Source organism: Actinomycetospora sp. NBRC 106378 (assembly GCF_030269685.1).
Classification (GTDB): domain Bacteria; phylum Actinomycetota; class Actinomycetes; order Mycobacteriales; family Pseudonocardiaceae; genus Actinomycetospora.
On the sequence record NZ_BSTT01000001.1, the window covers coordinates 20,453 to 36,653 of the forward strand.

At 73.8% G+C, this 16,201-nt stretch carries 19 protein-coding genes; 10 read left to right on the top strand and 9 right to left on the bottom strand.

What is annotated here, in order from left to right:
- Positions 1 to 57: 57 nt before the first annotated feature.
- The 5 genes from QSK00_RS00105 (at position 58) to QSK00_RS00125 (ending at position 4,985) form a co-directional block, all read left to right on the top strand.
- A complete protein-coding gene (locus QSK00_RS00105) occupies positions 58 to 1,620 on the top strand; it encodes an aldehyde dehydrogenase family protein (RefSeq protein ID WP_285586218.1) in 1,563 nt (520 codons plus the stop codon).
- An 82-nt stretch (positions 1,621 to 1,702) separates the two neighbouring features.
- A complete protein-coding gene (locus QSK00_RS00110; RefSeq protein ID WP_285586220.1) occupies positions 1,703 to 2,839 on the top strand; it encodes an acyl-CoA dehydrogenase family protein in 1,137 nt (378 codons plus the stop codon).
- A 401-nt stretch (positions 2,840 to 3,240) separates the two neighbouring features.
- Complete coding sequence (locus QSK00_RS00115) at positions 3,241 to 3,555, top strand: hypothetical protein (protein ID WP_285586223.1); 315 nt, start codon at positions 3,241 to 3,243, stop codon at positions 3,553 to 3,555.
- A 53-nt stretch (positions 3,556 to 3,608) separates the two neighbouring features.
- Positions 3,609 to 4,376 (top strand): hypothetical protein, encoded by a 768-nt coding sequence (locus QSK00_RS00120; protein WP_285586226.1) that lies wholly within the window; start codon positions 3,609 to 3,611, stop codon positions 4,374 to 4,376.
- A gap of 105 nt (positions 4,377 to 4,481) precedes the next feature.
- Complete coding sequence (locus QSK00_RS00125) at positions 4,482 to 4,985, top strand: L,D-transpeptidase (RefSeq protein WP_285586229.1); 504 nt, start codon at positions 4,482 to 4,484, stop codon at positions 4,983 to 4,985.
- Here QSK00_RS00125 and QSK00_RS00130 read toward each other — a convergent pair.
- From QSK00_RS00130 to QSK00_RS00150, 5 genes are all read right to left on the bottom strand, one after another.
- A complete protein-coding gene (locus QSK00_RS00130; protein WP_285586231.1) occupies positions 4,982 to 5,437 on the bottom strand; it encodes a MarR family winged helix-turn-helix transcriptional regulator in 456 nt (151 codons plus the stop codon). The two genes, QSK00_RS00125 and QSK00_RS00130, sit on opposite strands and share 4 nt — an antisense overlap.
- A gap of 2 nt (positions 5,438 to 5,439) precedes the next feature.
- Positions 5,440 to 6,009 carry a VOC family protein gene (locus QSK00_RS00135; RefSeq protein ID WP_285586233.1) on the bottom strand — a complete coding sequence of 190 codons (570 nt, stop codon included), beginning with the start codon at positions 6,007 to 6,009 and terminating at the stop codon, positions 5,440 to 5,442.
- Positions 6,006 to 6,737: a pirin family protein gene (locus QSK00_RS00140; protein ID WP_285586234.1), complete on the bottom strand. Its 732-nt coding sequence runs from the start codon at positions 6,735 to 6,737 to the stop codon at positions 6,006 to 6,008. The genes QSK00_RS00135 and QSK00_RS00140 overlap by 4 nt, the downstream gene beginning before the upstream one ends.
- 63 nt (positions 6,738 to 6,800) lie before the next feature.
- The gene (locus QSK00_RS00145; protein WP_285586236.1) at positions 6,801 to 7,388 is read right to left on the bottom strand and encodes an Asp23/Gls24 family envelope stress response protein; all 588 of its coding nucleotides are present in this window, start codon (positions 7,386 to 7,388) and stop codon (positions 6,801 to 6,803) included.
- Complete coding sequence (locus QSK00_RS00150) at positions 7,385 to 7,942, bottom strand: RNA polymerase sigma factor (RefSeq protein WP_285586238.1); 558 nt, start codon at positions 7,940 to 7,942, stop codon at positions 7,385 to 7,387. Before QSK00_RS00150 ends, QSK00_RS00145 begins: the two co-directional genes overlap by 4 nt.
- 72 nt (positions 7,943 to 8,014) lie before the next feature.
- Between QSK00_RS00150 and QSK00_RS00155 the strand changes: the two genes are divergently transcribed.
- Both QSK00_RS00155 and QSK00_RS00160 read left to right on the top strand, forming a co-directional pair.
- Complete coding sequence (locus QSK00_RS00155; protein ID WP_285586239.1) at positions 8,015 to 9,109, top strand: branched-chain amino acid aminotransferase; 1,095 nt, start codon at positions 8,015 to 8,017, stop codon at positions 9,107 to 9,109.
- 88 nt (positions 9,110 to 9,197) lie between these two features.
- Positions 9,198 to 10,106 carry a hypothetical protein gene (locus QSK00_RS00160; protein WP_285586240.1) on the top strand — a complete coding sequence of 303 codons (909 nt, stop codon included), beginning with the start codon at positions 9,198 to 9,200 and terminating at the stop codon, positions 10,104 to 10,106.
- Here the strand turns inward: QSK00_RS00160 and ald are convergent.
- Positions 10,052 to 11,152 (bottom strand): alanine dehydrogenase, encoded by a 1,101-nt coding sequence (gene ald / locus QSK00_RS00165; RefSeq protein WP_285586243.1) that lies wholly within the window; start codon positions 11,150 to 11,152, stop codon positions 10,052 to 10,054. The genes QSK00_RS00160 and ald overlap by 55 nt on opposite strands.
- A gap of 97 nt (positions 11,153 to 11,249) precedes the next feature.
- Between ald and QSK00_RS00170 the strand changes: the two genes are divergently transcribed.
- Positions 11,250 to 11,756 (top strand): Lrp/AsnC family transcriptional regulator, encoded by a 507-nt coding sequence (locus tag QSK00_RS00170; RefSeq protein ID WP_285586246.1) that lies wholly within the window; start codon positions 11,250 to 11,252, stop codon positions 11,754 to 11,756.
- A 6-nt stretch (positions 11,757 to 11,762) separates the two neighbouring features.
- On the opposite strand, the gene QSK00_RS00175 is transcribed toward QSK00_RS00170, so the two are convergent.
- Positions 11,763 to 12,878 (bottom strand): FAD-dependent monooxygenase, encoded by a 1,116-nt coding sequence (locus QSK00_RS00175; RefSeq protein ID WP_285586248.1) that lies wholly within the window; start codon positions 12,876 to 12,878, stop codon positions 11,763 to 11,765.
- A gap of 68 nt (positions 12,879 to 12,946) precedes the next feature.
- Here QSK00_RS00175 and QSK00_RS00180 point away from each other — a divergent pair, with 68 nt between their 5' ends.
- Positions 12,947 to 13,828 carry a GntR family transcriptional regulator gene (locus QSK00_RS00180; RefSeq protein WP_285586251.1) on the top strand — a complete coding sequence of 294 codons (882 nt, stop codon included), beginning with the start codon at positions 12,947 to 12,949 and terminating at the stop codon, positions 13,826 to 13,828.
- Between the two features lie 20 nt (positions 13,829 to 13,848).
- Entirely contained in the window at positions 13,849 to 14,232 is a 384-nt protein-coding gene (locus QSK00_RS00185) for a hypothetical protein (RefSeq protein ID WP_285586252.1), read from the top strand.
- Here QSK00_RS00185 and QSK00_RS00190 read toward each other — a convergent pair.
- Together QSK00_RS00190 and QSK00_RS00195 are read right to left on the bottom strand one after the other, a co-directional pair.
- Positions 14,222 to 14,842 (bottom strand): VOC family protein, encoded by a 621-nt coding sequence (locus tag QSK00_RS00190; protein WP_285586254.1) that lies wholly within the window; start codon positions 14,840 to 14,842, stop codon positions 14,222 to 14,224. The two genes, QSK00_RS00185 and QSK00_RS00190, sit on opposite strands and share 11 nt — an antisense overlap.
- Positions 14,839 to 16,101 carry an NAD(P)/FAD-dependent oxidoreductase gene (locus QSK00_RS00195; protein WP_285586256.1) on the bottom strand — a complete coding sequence of 421 codons (1,263 nt, stop codon included), beginning with the start codon at positions 16,099 to 16,101 and terminating at the stop codon, positions 14,839 to 14,841. Before QSK00_RS00195 ends, QSK00_RS00190 begins: the two co-directional genes overlap by 4 nt.
- Positions 16,102 to 16,201: the final 100 nt, after the last annotated feature.

Sequence of the window (16,201 nt, forward strand, 5' to 3'; positions counted from 1 at the left end):
TTCCGATCACGGCGTGACCGTGGTCACCATGGGCCGCGAGCGACGAGAGGATCCGACATGGCGGAACTGACGGTCCCCGAGCACGCGCGGTGGGCGGCGGTGCGCGAACGGGCGCGCGCGGCGGCACCGGAGGCGTTCGCCGACGACGGCCCGGCGAACCTGATCGACGGCGAGTGGCGCGCGGTCGGCACCGCCGCGGCGCAGACCACGCCCGTCGACGGCACCACGCTCGGCACCATGCTCAAGGTCGACCCGGAGACCGCCCAGGACGCGGTGCGGGCCGCGGCGCGGGCCCACCGCGAGTGGGGGTCGGTCGACCTCGACGAGCGCCGACGTCGGGTCACCGCCGCCATCGACGGCATGGAGGCCGTCCGCGACGACCTCGCCCTGCTGCTCGCCTGGGAGATCGGCAAGCCGTGGAAGGCCGCGTGCGCGGACGTGGACCGCTGCCTCGAGGGCGGGGGCTGGTACGTCGAGCAGATCGAGGGGATGCTCTCCCGCGACAGCGACGGCAGGCCCGCGACGCGGACCCCGCTCGAGGGCCCGGTCAGCAACATCGCGAGCTGGAACTACCCGATGAGCGTCCTCGTGCACGCCGAGCTGGTGCAGCTCCTCGCAGGCAACGCCGTCGTCGCGAAGACCCCCACGCAGGGCGGCGCGGTCTGCCTGACGGTGGCCCACGCGATCATGGTCCGCGAGGGCCTGCCGGTCACGCTGCTCTCCGGCGACGGGTCGTCACTGTCCGACGCCCTCATCCGCTCCCCCGAGATCGGCGCGCTGGCGTTCGTCGGCGGCCGCTCCAACGGCGGGAAGGTGGCCGCCCAGCTCGCCGACACCGGCAAGCGCCACATGCTCGAGCAGGAGGGCCTCAACACCTTCGGCGTCTGGGAGTTCTCCGACTGGGAGACGCTCGCGGGCCTGCTGAAGAAGGGCTTCGAGTACGCCAAGCAGCGCTGCACCGCCTACCCGCGGTTCGTCGTGCAGCGCGAGCTGGTCGACGCCTTCCTCGCCACCTACCTCCCCGTGGTGCAGGGCATCCGGTTCGGCCACCCGCTCGCCTCGTCCGACGGCGAGCTGCCGGCCCTCGACTTCGGGCCGCTCATCTCCGCCGCGAAGGCCAAGGAGCTCGACGACTCGGTGCGCGAGGCGCTGCGCCACGGCGCGATCCCGCTCCACCGCGCGGGCGTGGAGCGCGGCGAGTTCCTGCCCGACCAGGACACCTCGGCCTACCACGCGCCGGTCACCCTGTTGGCCCCGCCGGGCGCGTCACGGCTCATGCACGAGGAGCCGTTCGGGCCGATCGACTCGATCACCGTCGTCGACACCGAGGCCGAGCTGCTCGCCCAGATGAACGCCTCGAACGGCGCGCTCGTGGCCTCGATCGCCTGCGACGACACCGACTCCGCGGCCCGCATGGCGGAGCAGGTGCAGGCGTTCAAGGTCGGGATCAACCGGCTCCGGTCCCGCGGCGACAAGGACGAGCCGTTCGGCGGCCGGGGCGCCTCCTGGAAGGGCGCCTTCGTCGGCGGGGAACTGCTGGTCCACGCGGTGTCGGTGGGGCCGGAGGGCGAGTCGCTCTACGGCAACTTCCCCGGCTACAGCCGCTATCCGGAGGTCTAGGCGGAACTCGGGTCTCGACGGCGGGAACGGAAACAGTCAGGATCGACCGGAACCACGTCCGCCGTCGGGAAGGACCCCGCAGATGCCCGTCACGCTCACCGAGGAGCAGACCGCGTTCGCCGGCGCGATCGCCGAGTTCGCCCGGCGCGAGGTCCCGGACAAGGCCGCGCTGGACCGGCTCACGGTCGAGGGCCCGCACTCCGACGAGGTCTATCGCAAGATCGCCGACCTGGGCTGGCTCGGGATCTCCCTGCCCGAGGAGTACGGCGGCGCCGACGGGTCCATGACCGACCTCCTCGTCTTCCTCGAGGAGACCAGCTACCACCGGCTCCCCATCGGCGGCTTCGGCACGACGATCATCACGGCCGCCGCGATCCAGAAGTTCGGCTCCGAGGAGCAGAAGCGGACCCTGCTCGGGGGTACCGCGCGGGGCGACGTCCTGGCGATCTCGATGTCCGAGCCCGGCGCGGGCTCCGACGTGGGCGGCCTGACCTGCAAGGCCACCAAGACCGAGGACGGCTGGCTGATCGAGGGCCAGAAGACCTGGTGCTCGAACGCGCACATCGCCTCGCACATCCTGCTGGTCGCGCGCACGTCCACCGAGGGCGGCAAGCACGACGGCCTCACGATGTTCGTGGTGCCGACCGACGTCGACGGGCTCGAGATCCACGGCATCGAGACCATGGGCGGCAAGGAGGTCAACGACCTCTACTTCACGAACTGCCACCTGCCGGCCGACGCCGTGGTGGGCACCGAGGGCCAGGGCTGGCGCCAGCTGATGGCCGGCCTGAACCTGGAGCGCATGATCCTCGCCGGGCTCATGCTCGGGCTCGCACGGCGCGCGTTCGACGACACGCTCGCCTACGTCAAGGAGCGGCAGCAGTTCGGCCGACCGGTCGGCAGCTTCCAGGCACTGCGCCACCGGATCGCCGACAACGCCACCGAGCTCGCCGCGACGAAGCTCCTGGTGCACGACACGGCGGCCACGATCGACGCGAACCCGACGGCGCTGTTCCCGAAGGAGGCGTCGATGGCGAAGCTCAAGGCCACCGAGCTCGCCAAGCACCTCTCGCTGGAGGGCATGCAGATGCTCGGCGGGTACGGCTACGCCACGGAGTACGGGATGGAGCGGCTGCTGCGCCTCTCCGTGGTCTCCACGGTGTACGGCGGCACCAGCGAGATCCAGCGCGACATCATCGGGAAGACCCTCGGGCTCTGAGCTCCACGACGGCGACACCGGGGGCATTTCTCGTCCGGGCACCGATGATCTCAACACCCTTCGTGACAGGTCGTCGCGCTGTGTATACAACGGTGTTCCACTGCGCTGTGATCCGCACCTCACCGTTTCGGGTACCCGCAACACCTCTGACGGACACCGGTCCGTACCACCTGCCACGGCGCGCAGACCCGATCGCGCGCCACTCGTCACCCACATCAGCGTCACTCTCACGAAGCGTGTCGAGATCGGGCCGTGACCCGGTCGTGATGTGGAGAGCCACCGTTGGGGCGGTACCGGGGGTGCCGATTAACCTGCAGTCGCAGATCGTCAGGATGCCGAACGATGTCGGGGTCGTCAGGTGTCCGGGAATTCGCCGCCGACGACACCGAGGAGATTCCGCCGTGGACGACCACGCCCCCGACCGCCTCCGCGACACCGTGTCCACCCTGCACGACCTCGTGGCCGACGTCCTCGCCGACCCCGAGGCCCTCGAGGACCGCCTGGACGCGTGCGACGCGTACGTCGTCATCGTGGCCGACCCCGCGACCGGGGCACTGGACTCCTACGGCCCCTTCGACGGGCCGACGGCACTGCTCGACGCCGACCGCCGACGGCGCGGGCTCGACGAGGGCGACCTGGACGACGTGAACGTCGCCGTCGTCCGCCACCACCTGCCCGCCGCAGAGGACTCCGGACGTCACGCGATCGCGTCCTGACCTGCAGGGTTGCCCCGCTCCTGGCGGGGAAACCGCACGGCAGGGGGTGGCCGATGTCCCGACGACGGCTCGCGGTGCCGATGTGGCCGGCGATGTCACCCCTCGCCGTGCCCTTCGGCGCCGAGGTCCTCGCCCAGGTCGTCGCCACCTTCGGCCGCCGCCGCACCCGCCTCGTCGGCCTCGCGGCCAACCTGCTGCTGGCGGTCGGCTGGATCGCCTGGTCGCAGTGGCACCCGTCGCGGCCCGAGGTCTTCGCGGCCGCGCACGTCGGCGTGCTGGTGGTGGTGTGGATGATGGCCGATGTCGTCAACACCAACCAGCTCGGCGCGGACGGCGAGGAGGTCCACGCCCTGCTCGACGCCGGACACGGCGTCGCCCGCATCCTCGCCGTCCGCAACCTCGCCCTGGCCACCGTGATCGTGCCGGTCGCGCTCGGGGTCACGCTCGTGGCCCAGCTGCTCGCCACCCGCGCGCCCGACCTCGGCCGGGCCTCGCTCGCGGACGTGGGCGCGGTCTTCTGCTGGCTCGGCGTCGGCTCGGTGCTGTCGGTCCTGCTGCCCTACCGCCCGCTCCCGTGGCGGGCGCGCCTCGCCCTCCCCCGGACCTGGGTGCGCTGGTCGATCTGCGTCGGGGCGCCCTGGATCGCCGTGCTCGGCCTCGAGCCGGCCCTGCGCGTGGCCGACCGGGCCGTGGGCGCCTGGGGTGGTGGCGGCCCCCTCGGGGTCGGCGTCCTGTGCTGGCTGCTCGGTCTGGCCGCGGCGGGCGTACTCGCCCGCCGCCGCGCCCGCATCCTGCGCCATCGGTTGCGGATGACGGAATGAGCGCGTGATCGACAACGATTCGATCACGACGGTTTGCGGAAAATCGACCGGAATGGCGGCGCAATCGCACGGGGAATCCTGCCGACGAGAACACCGTGCGAGGAGATGATCGTCGTGACCGGCTCGAGTGCCGACCGGAGCAGGACCGCCCGCTGGACCGCCCGACTCGGGGTCACCGCCGCCGCCGCGCTCGCGGCGCTCGGGCTCGGACTCGGCAGCGCCGAGGCCGCCCCCGCCGCGCCGGCGGCCACCACCCCGGGGACACCCTGCGCCGTCACGGCCAGGGCCTGCATGGACCTGTCCAGCCGCCAGGCCTGGCTCACCGACGGCGCGGGCCACGTCACGGCCGGGCCGTTCGCGGCCCGCGGTGGGAAGTCCGGTGCGTCCACGCCCACCGGCACGTTCACCGTGCAGAACAAGGTGAAGAACTACTGGAGCAAGGCGTTCGACGCCCCGATGCCCAATTCGGTGTTCTTCAAGCCGGGGTACGCCTTCCACGCGGGCAGCCCCGCGGTGGCGTCCAACGGCTGCATCCACCTCACACGCGCGGTGTCGCAGCAGTTCTTCGACACCCTCGCGCCCGGTGACCAGGTGCAGATCGTCCGCTAGCTCCGCAACGCGGCCGTGACCGCGCCGGTCATCGCCTCCAGGTACCGGCGCACGGTCGCCAGCTCGGCGTCGTCGAAGGTGTCCATGACCGCGTCGGACAGGCTGCCGATCGGCCCGAAGAACTCGGCCGCGACGGCGCGGGCGTCCGGCGCGTGGAACAGCAGGACCCGTCGTCGGTCCGTCTCGTCGCGGCGGCGCTCGACGTGTCCGGCGGCGACGAGCCGATCGACCACACCGGTCACCGACCCGGAGGTCAGTGCGAGGGCCTCACCGAGGGCACCCGCCGTCAGCGGAGTGCCCTCGGCCTCGCCCTGCATCACGTGCAGGAGCGCCTCGAGGTCGGTGGGGTGCAGCCCCTGCCGCGCGGCGAACGCGTCGGCCAGGTGCCGCGAGGACGCCGTGAGCCGCTGCAGGGCGCGCACGATCGCCGCCCGCTCGTCGGTGGATGCCACCCCTACATCGTGTCGTGCCCGTACATGCGACCGAGCGGGTCGTGGATGAACTCGATGCGGGCGCCGTCGGGGTCGAAGGTGTAGATCGACGTCCCGGACTCGAGCATGTACTCGATGCCCCGCTCGTCGAGCCGACCCTTGATCTCGTGCCAGTGCTCCTCGGAGACCGACAGGCACAGGTGGTGCAGCCCGCCGAGGACCTCCTGGTAGGGCCCCGGGTCGACGCCGGGCAGGTCGAAGAACGCCAGGTGGTTGCCGTTGCCGACGTCGAAGAAGAAGTGCGTCGAGCCCGCCAGGTCGCGGTTCTCGAAGAGCACGGTCACCGGGAAGCCGGCGACGTTCTGGTACCACTCCGTCGTGGTGCGCACGTCCCGGCAGATCAGGGCCACGTGGTGCACGCCCTGGCCGTAGCTCTTCGGCCGCTTCTCCTTGGAGAACAGGAACTCCGCACGGACGCGGTCCCGGATCTCCTCGAGCTCGCGGCGCTGCTCGGCGGTGATGAGCGACGACTTGTCCTCGCGGTCGTACTCGTCGCGCGTCGGCTCGGGCGTCTGCGATTCGGTGGTGGTCATCGGTCTGTCTCTCCCCTGAGGTCGGATCCCATCGCCCAGACCAGGACCTCGGCGTCGGTGTGGGCGTGCAACCCGCTCGCCGTCGGCTCGACGACGCGGGCGGTGTCCCCGGCGGACAGGTCGGACCCGGAGAGTCCGACCCGTCCGCGGGCGACGAAGACGTGCAGGTAGCGCCCGGCGGGCAGGGCCAGCTCCCGCCCGGCGGGCGGCCGGGCGGCGTGCAGGACGGCGTCGGCGATGCCCAGTCCGACCCCGACGGACCGGTCGGCGGGGCCCGCCACCGGCACCCACCCGCCGTCGTGCAGGTGCGCCGAGACGTCGACGACCTCGTGGACCGGCTCGACGCCGGACTCGTCGGGCAGCAGCCAGGACTGCACGAGGTGCAGCTCGTCGTCGGCCGCGTTGCGCTCGCGGTGGACCACCCCGCGGCCCGCCGAGAGCCGCTGGACCGACCCCGGCGTCACGTGCGCGGTCCGTCCGGCATCGTCGGCGTGGACCAGCGTGCCACCCAGGACCCAGGTGACGATCTCGGTGTCGCGGTGCGGGTGGTCGTCGTACCCCGCGCCCGGCGCGATCCGGTCCTCGTGGTGGGCGAGCAGCACGCCGTGGTGGGTGTTGCCGGGCTCGAGCTGCGCGCCGAAGGAGAACGAGTGGCGGGAGTCGACACCCGGCACCCCGGGCAGCACGCCGCGATCCGCGGCGCGACGCACCTCGACCGTCCCGACCATGGCACCCCGTTCGTTGAACCTGCAACGTAGCGTCTGGTCGGCGGGTCTGCCATCCGCGCGGGCTCAGAGGAAGACGTCGTCGACGTGCACCATCACGTCCACGGGTTCGAGTCCGGTCGCCTCGCGGATCCCGCTCGCCACGACGAGGCGGATCCGGTCGCCCAGCGCCTGCAGGTCCTGCCCGTAGGCGGCGGCGAGCGTGATCCGCACGGCCGTCGACCCGCCCGCGACCCCGGCCTCGACGTCGGGCACCACCTCGCCGCCCGCGCCGTGGCCGTCGGCCACGAGCCCGCCGAGCGCCACCTCCACCCCGGGGACCTGCGCGGCCAGGTGGCGCGCGAGCGCGACCACGACCCGGGCCGCGACCCGCGTGTGGCCCTGCGGGGACTCGATGCGGCCGTACTCGGACTCGTCGCCCGGGCCGCGCACGGCGCGCAGCGCCGCCGCCATGAGCGACGGCGGGGCCTGGGGACGGTCGGCCGCGACCGCCGCGACGGGCGCCCAGAGCCGCACGTACTCCCCGAGCGCCGCGCGGCAGTGCGGGCAGTCGCGCTGGTGGGCGTCGAGCTGGTCGGCCCGGCCCTCGGCGACCTGCTCGACCAGCGGGGCAGTGGGGCGACCACAGGGCAAGGTGGTCGGGATCCCGGTCATGACCAGCTCCTCATCTCGGCGAGCAGGGTGGCGCGCGCGCGGGCGAGCCGACCGCGCACGGTCGCCTCGGAGGTCTTGGTGATCGCGGCGGCCTGCGCGTAGGACAGGCCCTCGATCTGACAGAGCACGAGCGGGACGCGCTGGTTCTCGGGCAGGCGCGCGATCGCCTCGAGCCCGGCACGCACCTCCTCGCCCGCGACCACCGAGCGCTCCGGCCCGGCCACCGGGGCCAGGTCGGTCTCCCGCGGCTCCTGGGTCGGTCGGTGGCGGCGCCGGTGGTCGAGGCTGCGGTTGACCACCACGCGATAGAGCCACGTCGTGAACGCCGAGGTCCCGGCGAACCCGGCGAGCGCCGTCCAGAGCTGGATGACGACCTCCTGGGTCACGTCGTCGGCGTCGGCGGCATCGCCGGTGATCCGCAGTGCGATCCGGTAGATCCGGTCGCGGTGCCGGCGGATCAGTTCCTCGTAGGCCTGCGGGTCGCCCTCCCGGGCCTTCCCGACGAGCCACCGGTCGATCTGCGCGCCGCGATCGCGCTCGTCGTCGGTGCCCACGCTGCCCACGTCCTGCCACTACCCGCGACGTGCCAGTGGCACCCGCGACGCCGCCCTGTCACCGTCACCCGGGTGACGACCTCCGAGACGCGGCTGGGCTTCTCCCACCGGCCGACGCCGCACCCGACGCCCGCCGAGCAGCGCGCGGCCCTGCTCGCCGACCCGGGCTTCGGGCGGGTGTTCACCGACCACGTGGCGACGGCGACGTGGACGGTCGGGCAGGGGTGGCACGACACCGGGGTGCGCGCGTCGGAGCCGCTGTCGCTGCACCCGGCGGCGGCGGTGCTGCACTACGCCCAGGAGATCTTCGAGGGGCTGAAGGCCTACCGGCAGCCCGACGGGTCGGTGGCCCTGTTCCGGCCGGACCTCAACGCCGTCCGCTTCGCCCGCTCGGCCCGCCGGCTCGCCCTGCCGGTGCTGCCGGAGGAGGCGTTCGTCGACGCCGTCACCGCCCTCGTGCGCGCGGACGAGGCCTGGGTGCCCGACCCGCCCGCCTCGCTCTACCTGCGCCCGTTCACCGTCGCCACCGAGGCGTTCCTCGGGGTCCGGGCCGCCGAGGAGGCCCGCTTCCTCGTCACCGCCTCCCCCGCCGGGCCGCTGTTCGCCGGGCGCGACGCCGGCCTGACCCTCTGGATCTCCGACGAGCTCTCGCGGGCCGCCCCGGGCGGGACGGGCGACGCGAAGTGCGGCGGCAACTACGCCGCCGGGCTCGCCGCCCAGTCGCTCGCCCGCGCCCACGACTGCGACCAGGTCCTCTTCCTCGACGCCCGCGAGCACCGCTGGCTCGAGGAGTCGGGGACGATGAACGTGGTGCTCGTGACCGCGGACGGCGAGCTCGTCACCCCGCCGCTGGGCACCATCCTCGACGGTGTCACCCGTCGCAGCGTCCTCGAGCTCGCTCCCGACCACGGCCTCGTGCCGGTGGAGCGACCGGTCTCGGTCGAGGAGCTGCGCGCCGGGTGCGCCGACGGCACCGTCACGGAGGTCTTCGCGACGGGGACGGCGGCGGTGATCAGCCCGATCGTCGCCTTCCGCTCCTCCGCCGGCGCGTTCACCGTCGGCGCCGGGACGCCGGGCCCGCACACCCTGGCGCTGCGCGACGCCCTGCTCGACATCCAGTTCGGGCGCGTGGATGACACCCGGGGGTGGAGGGTCCCGTTACGCTAGACAGCCGATCGAGTGATGTCACTTGACGTAACGAGATGCCTCCGAACGGCGACATACGGTCACGATCCCCGAGCCGCGGAGGCCGACCGTGTTGATCGCCCGCCACCACGCCTGCCTCGAGGCCGGCGGCGCCCACTACCTGGCGAGCACCCCGGAGGGGCTCCGCGAGGCCGACGTCGACGCCCTGCGCCACCAGCTCGACGCCGCGGCCGGGACCCGGCCGCGCACGCCCGTCGTCGTGACCGCGGGGCTCCTCCTCGTGGTCGCGGTCGCCGCCGTGGCGGCGGGGACCGACCTCTCCGTCCCCGCCGTCGTCGTGACCCTCGCGGTCCTCGCCGCGGTCACCGCCGTGGCCCGGCGGCGCGACCGCCTCCGACGCACCGTGCTGGCGACGCACGAGCTGCCCGACACCGACCGCTCGGCCCGCCACGAACAGCTGGTCGGCGTCTGGGACCGGCTGCGCTGCGCTTCCACCTCGTGGGAGCCCGCCGTCTGGGAGGTCGCCCCGCACGGGGTGCACGTCCCCGTCGTGCGCCGGTGCGACGGGCCCCGCCACCTGCGCGCGGACGTGCCCGTCCCGACCTTCGCCGGGACGGACCGGGAGATCGCGTTCCTCCCCGACCGCGTGGTGCTGCGCGACGGCCGGTTCCACACGGTCGTCGGCTACGGCGCCCTCGAGGTCGACGCGACCGTCCGCGAGCGCGCCGAGGGCGGTCGTCTCGGGCGACTCACGGTGCGCGCCGCGGGGATCGTCACGGTGTTCGACCTCGCCTCGGTCGACGCGGCCTGCGCTCTCGCCGCGGCACTGCGCGGTATGACCGACGCCCACCACCGGCGCGCCCCCGAGGCCGACCGCCCGGCCCGGACGGCGGCCCTGCGGGCCGCCCGGGAGCGCTCCGTGGAGCACGCCCGGGCCCGTCTGGGGCTCGTGCCGCGTCCGCGTCAGGCGAGCGACGACACCGGCAGCTCGTGCGCCTCGCCGACGGTGCGGCTGTAGAGCTCACCCGCGTGGGTCGCGAGGCCCGCGGCGAGCCCGGCGTCGTCGGCGCTCGCCTGGCGCCAGCCCCGGTCGGCCAGCGCGAGCACGAACGGCGTGGTGGCGTGGGTCAGGGCGTGCGTCGAGGTGTTCGGCACCGCGCCCGGCATGTTCGCCACGCAGTAGAAGAGCGTGTCGTGCACGGCGAACGTCGGGTCGGAGTGCGTGGTCGGGTGCGAGTCCTCGAAGCACCCGCCCTGGTCGATCGCGATGTCGACGAGCACCGCGCCCGCCTTCATCCGCCGGACCAGGTCGTTGCCGACGAGCTTCGGGGCCCGCGCGCCGGGGATGAGCACCGCGCCGACCACGAGGTCGGCGTCGAGGACCGCACGCTCCAGGTTGTCGGTGTTCGAGTAGAGCGTCTGCACGCGCCCGGCGTAGCGGGCGTCGAGGGCGCGCAGCGTGTCGAGGTTCGTGTCGAGCACGGTGACCCGCGCGTGCATGCCGACGGCCATCTGGATCGCGGCCGCGCCGGACACCCCGCCGCCGATGACGACGACGTGCGCCGCCGGCGCCCCGGGGACGCCGCCGAGCAGCAGCCCGCGACCGCCGTGCGAGCGCATCAGGTGGTACGCGCCGACCTGCGGGGCGAGCCGGCCCGCGACCTCGCTCATCGGCGCGAGCAGCGGCAGTCCGCCGTCACGGGTGACGGTCTCGTAGGCGATCGCCGTGGTGCCCGCGTCGAGCAGGGCCTGCGTGCACTCCCGGGACGCGGCGAGGTGCAGGTAGGTGAACAGCGTCAGGTCGTCACGGAGGCGGTGGTACTCCGGGGCGACCGGCTCCTTGACCTTGACGACCATCTCGGCCTCGCCCCACACCGCGTCGGCGTCGGCGACGAGGCGGGCGCCCGCCTCCTTGTACTCGTCGTCGCCGAAGGCCGAGCCGACACCCGCGCCCTCCTGCACGAGGACCTCGTGCCCGTGGGCGACCAGCTCACGCACACCCCCGGGCGTCAGGGCCACCCGGAACTCGTTGTCCTTGACCTCGGTGGGCACCGCGACCTTCATGACCGTCCTCCGTCTCGCCGTCCGTCCTCGGCTCCCAGTGTGAACGTCCTGCTGTTTCCTGGGTAGAATCGTGAAGAAGGTTCTGTAACCTGGCCGCGTGGACGAACTTCCCGACGATTTCGACGTCCGGCCAGGGCCGTCGCCGAACGATCTGCGGGGGATCGACCGGATCGATCGCGCCCTGCTGACCCGGCTCGTGGCCGATGCCCGCACCACGAACGCCGCGCTCGCGGAGGCGGTGGGCATCGCGGCGTCCACGTGCCTCGCCCGGGTCCGGGCCCTGCGCGAGCGCGGCGTGATCCGCGGGTTCCACGCCGACGTCGACCCGTCCGCCGTCGGGCTCCCGCTCCAGGCCATGATCTCGGTGCGCCTGCAGAGCGACTCCCGCGACCGGCTGGGCGAGTTCACCGCGTTCGTCCGCCACCTCCCCGCCGTGCGCGACGTCTACTTCGTCGCGGGCGCCGACGACTACCTGCTCCACGTCGCGACGGCGGGGACCGGAGCGCTGCGCGACCTCGTCGACACCCTCAACTCCCACCGCGACGTCGCGGGCACCGTGACCAGCCTGATCTTCGACCACATCCGCACGGCGCACGGCCTCTGAGCGCACTCACGGCAGCACCAGGGTCGTGGCCGCGGAGGTCGCCGACCACGCCTCGCCCGCGGCCGCCTGCCCGGGGTCGTCCATCATGTCCGCCACGCGCGCGGCGTTGTCGATCGCGAGCCGCTGGTCGGCCTCGGCCACCGGTCGCATCCGGTCCTCGTAGGCCGCGAACGCCGCCGCGACCGGGCGGGTGTCCAGCTCGTGCGCGAGCAGGTGCGCCCCGACCAGCGCCAGCGTCGTCCCCTGCCCGGACAGCGGTGTGGTGCACCAGGCCGCGTCGCCGAGCAGCACGGTGCGTCCGACCGACCACCGCGGCGCGACCACCTGCGTCATCGGCGCGAGGTAGAAGTCCTCGGCGTCCGCGAGGCCCTCGAGCATGCGCGGCACCCACCAGCCGTGGTCCGCGAACACGTCGGCGAGCAGCGCCTTCTGGGTCGGGAGGTCCCGGTGGTCGTAGTCGGCCGCTCCCTCGAACCCGAGGTTCACCCGCACCTCGCGGTTGTCGCGCGCCGTGTAGAGCCCGATCATCGCGGCCGGGCAGCGGCAGAACACCTGCCAGCGGTCCAGCCCGAACACGTTCGGCATCGTGTAGACGGCGAGGTGGCTGCCGAGCGGGCGCAGGCACGACGCGTCGACGATCCCCGCCAGGCGCCCGACCCCGGAGTGCAGGCCGTCGGCGCCGACCACGACGTCGGGCTCCAGCACCCGCCCGCCCGCGAGGCGCACGTGGTCCGGCCCGATCTCCGCGACCCGGTCGCCGAAGCACCACTCGGCGCCTGCCGCGACGTCGGCGAGCATCGCGGCGAGGTCGTCGCGGAGGATCTCGACGTCGGGCGAGTCGAGCGGACCGCCGGTCAGGGTCGTGGTGGTGGACCGCATCAGCTCGGTGCCGTCGGTCGCGACGACGGACATGCCGCGCATGTCGGTCCGGGCGGCGCGGAGCCGGTCGCCGAGACCCATCCGGTCCATCACGTCGAGGGCGGGACCACGGACGTCGACGGCCTGGCCGCCGGGACGCGGTCGTGGGGCGACCTCGACGACGGTGACGCGGTGGCCACGGGCGAGCATCAGGTGGGCGAGGGCCGAGCCGGCGATGCCGGCGCCGGAGACGAGAACGTGCATGACGAGCTCCTCGTGGACGGTGTACGAACAGCGGTGACCGTGCCCGTCCGACGGCGAGGAGCACCACCGTGTCGCAGGACAGCGATCTCCCCTCCCACCGCGTCGCGGAGGCACTGCGGGCCCGGGCCGCGGACCTCGCCCCCGGCGACCGGCTCCCCTCCGTCCGGGCGATCGTCGCCGAGTACGGGGTCGCCTCGGCCACCGCGTCGCGGGCGCTCGCGCTGCTGCGCGAGGAGGGGCTGGTCGAGTCCGTCCCGCGGGTGGGCACGGTGGTCGCCACCCCGTCCCCGTCCCGACGACGGGTCCGGCCGCGGGGGTCGGGCCCGGCCCGGGAGGACGCCGTGGCGCTCGCGGTGGAGCTGGCCGACGCGGACGGTCTGGCGGCCGTGTCGATGCGTCGGCTGGCGGCTGAGCTCGGGGTCCCGACGATGACCGTCCACGGACTCGTGCACGGCAAGGACGGCCTGGTCATGGCCATGCTCGACGACGTGTTCGCCGCCGAGCCGTGGCCGGTGGTGGCCCCGGACGCCGACTGGCGGACGCGCCTCGAGCTCTCCGCCCGTCGGCAGTGGGCGGTCTACTCCCGGCACCCGTGGGTGGCGCGCGCGATCTCGCTGCACCGTCCGCAGCCGGTGCCCGCCCTGCTCGCGATCGCCGAGTGGGACCTGTCGACGCTGGAGCACGTCGTGGCCGGCCCCGAGCGTCGTTTCGACCTGTACATGGTGCTCGCGGGCTACGTGCGCGGCATGGCTCTGACGCTCGCGGCCGAACGGGACGCCGAGGCCGACACCGGCGTCGACGCCGACTGGTTCGTCGACCACGACCCGGCGACGGCGCGGGGGATAGCGCGCCTGGCGGGACCGGCGGTCCGCCGGGCCGGGCCGTACGCGTTCGATCTCGACCGCGTCTTCCTCGTCGGCCTGCGTGCACTGCTCGACGGGATCCTCTGACCTAGGACAGGATCACCGATGTGGACGTGCTGACGCGCATCGGTCTGGTGGAGCTCGCCTTCGGCGCGGTGCTGGGCTGGGCGGTGGCGGCCACCATGATCACCCCGCAGCTCGTGGAGCGGGTCGGGGTCCGCAAGCCCCGGCGCATCCTCCAGGCCCACCTCGACTACGTGATCATGGGGATCATCCTGATCGCCGTCGGCCTCGCGGTGCCCGGCCTGCCGACGTGGCTCGCCGTCGCGATCGTGATCGGGACCTGGCTGAACCCGACGCTCTTCCTCCCGCTCGCCTGGTCCCCCCGCGCGGCGACGCGGACGTGGTTCCAGGTCCTCAGCGTCGTCTCGTTCACGCTCACCAGCGGCGGGCTGGTCGGCGCGGCCGTCGTCGGGCTCCTCAGAGCGTGACCGGCCCGCCCGGGGTCGTGAGCTCGGCCCGCAGCGCCACCGGACCCGGTGTCACGGTGATGCGGTGGCCGAGGAGGCCGGTGAGCCCCGCCTCGACCAGGCGGGAGCGCAGGGCGCCCGCCGACGGCGTCGAGAGCACGAGGCGGGACAGCGCGAGCCCGGCGCCGGCCAGTCCCGATGACGGGTGCCCGCCGTCCCAGGCGATCAGCGACGGCCAGACGCCGGACCCGTCGACCGGCAACGACCCGTCGTCGGGAACCGTGACCGACCAGGAGAGCTCGTCGCGGGACAGCCGCAACGTGCGGCCGTGCTCCGCGGCGAAGGGCGGCAGCGTGGCGAGCCGCAGGACCCAGTGCACGAGCCGCGGCGGGCCCGCGAACCGGTCCAGCGCGAACCAGCGTGGTCGGCCGGGCGCGGGCGCGTCCGGGTCGACCGCGATCAGTTCCAGGTACGTGCCGTCGTCGAGGTTCCACAGCGCGTTGTGGGTGCCGTAGCGGTGGTGCCGCCCGGCGCCCGCCGGGCCGGCACCCAGCCGGTCGGTCAGCCAGGGCACGCCGTGCTCCAGCGACTCCGTGGCGAGCACCAGGTGGTCGACGCCGGGCGTCCTCACGACGCGGCGGCCTTCCTCGCCGCGCGCTGCCGGCGCTCCTCGGCCTTCTCCAGCCCCTCCGACCAGCTCGCCCGGTTGAGGATGAGCCGGCGGTACTGCATGACCTCGGCGCGCTTGTCGACGGCGAGCGCCCCCACGAGCCGCTCGCCGCTGCGGTAGAGCGCGACGAAGGCGCCGTCGTCCTCCGACCCCATGACGATCTCGGTCTCCACCTCGGGGTGGCCGTCGCCGGCCCGCGAGACCCCGACGAACTGGATGCGGCTGGAGTACCAGTCCGACCAGAAGTACGGGACGGTCTCGTAGGGCTTCGCGGCCGACGGGTCGACCGCGTTGCGGGCGGCGAGCGCACCCTGCTCGGAGGCCGAGGTCCAGTGCTCGAGGCGCATCGGGCCGCTCACCACGTCGTCGAAGAGCGCGTTGGGCCACCGGACGACGTCGCCGGCGGCGTAGACGCCGGGTGCGGCCGCGAGCGTCGCGTCCGCGACGATCCCGTTGTCGACCGTCAACGACGACGACTCCAGCCAGGCGGTGTTCGGCGCCGCGCCGATCCCGACGACGAGGACGTCGGTGGGGATCTCGGTGCCGTCGCCGAGCACGACCGACTCGACGTGCCCCTCCCCCGTCACCCGTTCCACCGAGACGCCGGTGAGCACCGTGGTGCCGTGCCGCTCGTGGATCGCGGTCAGCGCCCGGCCCATCCGCTCGCCCACGCCGCGCACCAGCGGCACGGGCAGCGCCTCGACGATCGTCACCTCGAGGCCCCGCGTGCGGGCGACCGCAGCGATCTCGGACCCGATGAAGCCCGCCCCGACCACCGTCACGCGCGGCGTCCCCCGGCGCAGCAGCTCGCGCAGGTGCAGCGAGTCGTCGAGGGTCCGCAGGGTCACCACGCCCGCGAGGTCCGGCGCGCACACCGAGGCGGGGAGCGGACGGGCGTCGGCCCCGGTCGCGATCACGAGCCCGGAGTACGCGATGTCGCGTCCGCCGACCGTCACGGTCCGGTTCTCGACGTCGAGCGCCTCGGCCGGAGCACCCAGCACGAGCTCGACCTCGAGCTCCTCGAGCTTCTCCCGCTCGCGGTACGTGGGGCTGCGGGGGTCCTCGTCGCCGAGGTGCTCCTTCGACAGCGGCGGGCGGTCGTAGGGCAGGTGTTCCTCCGCGCCGACCAGGGCGATCGACCCCGCGAACCCGTCGCCCCGCACGGCCTCGACCGCCCGCAGTCCCGCCAGCGACGCTCCCACCACCACCAGATCGGTCACCACACGACCCTAACGACCGTAACTCGCTCTACGGCACCCTCGTCGGACGCACGGCGATCATCCCTTCGGGGGAGTGCGCTAACACGGGTGGCCCAGCCGA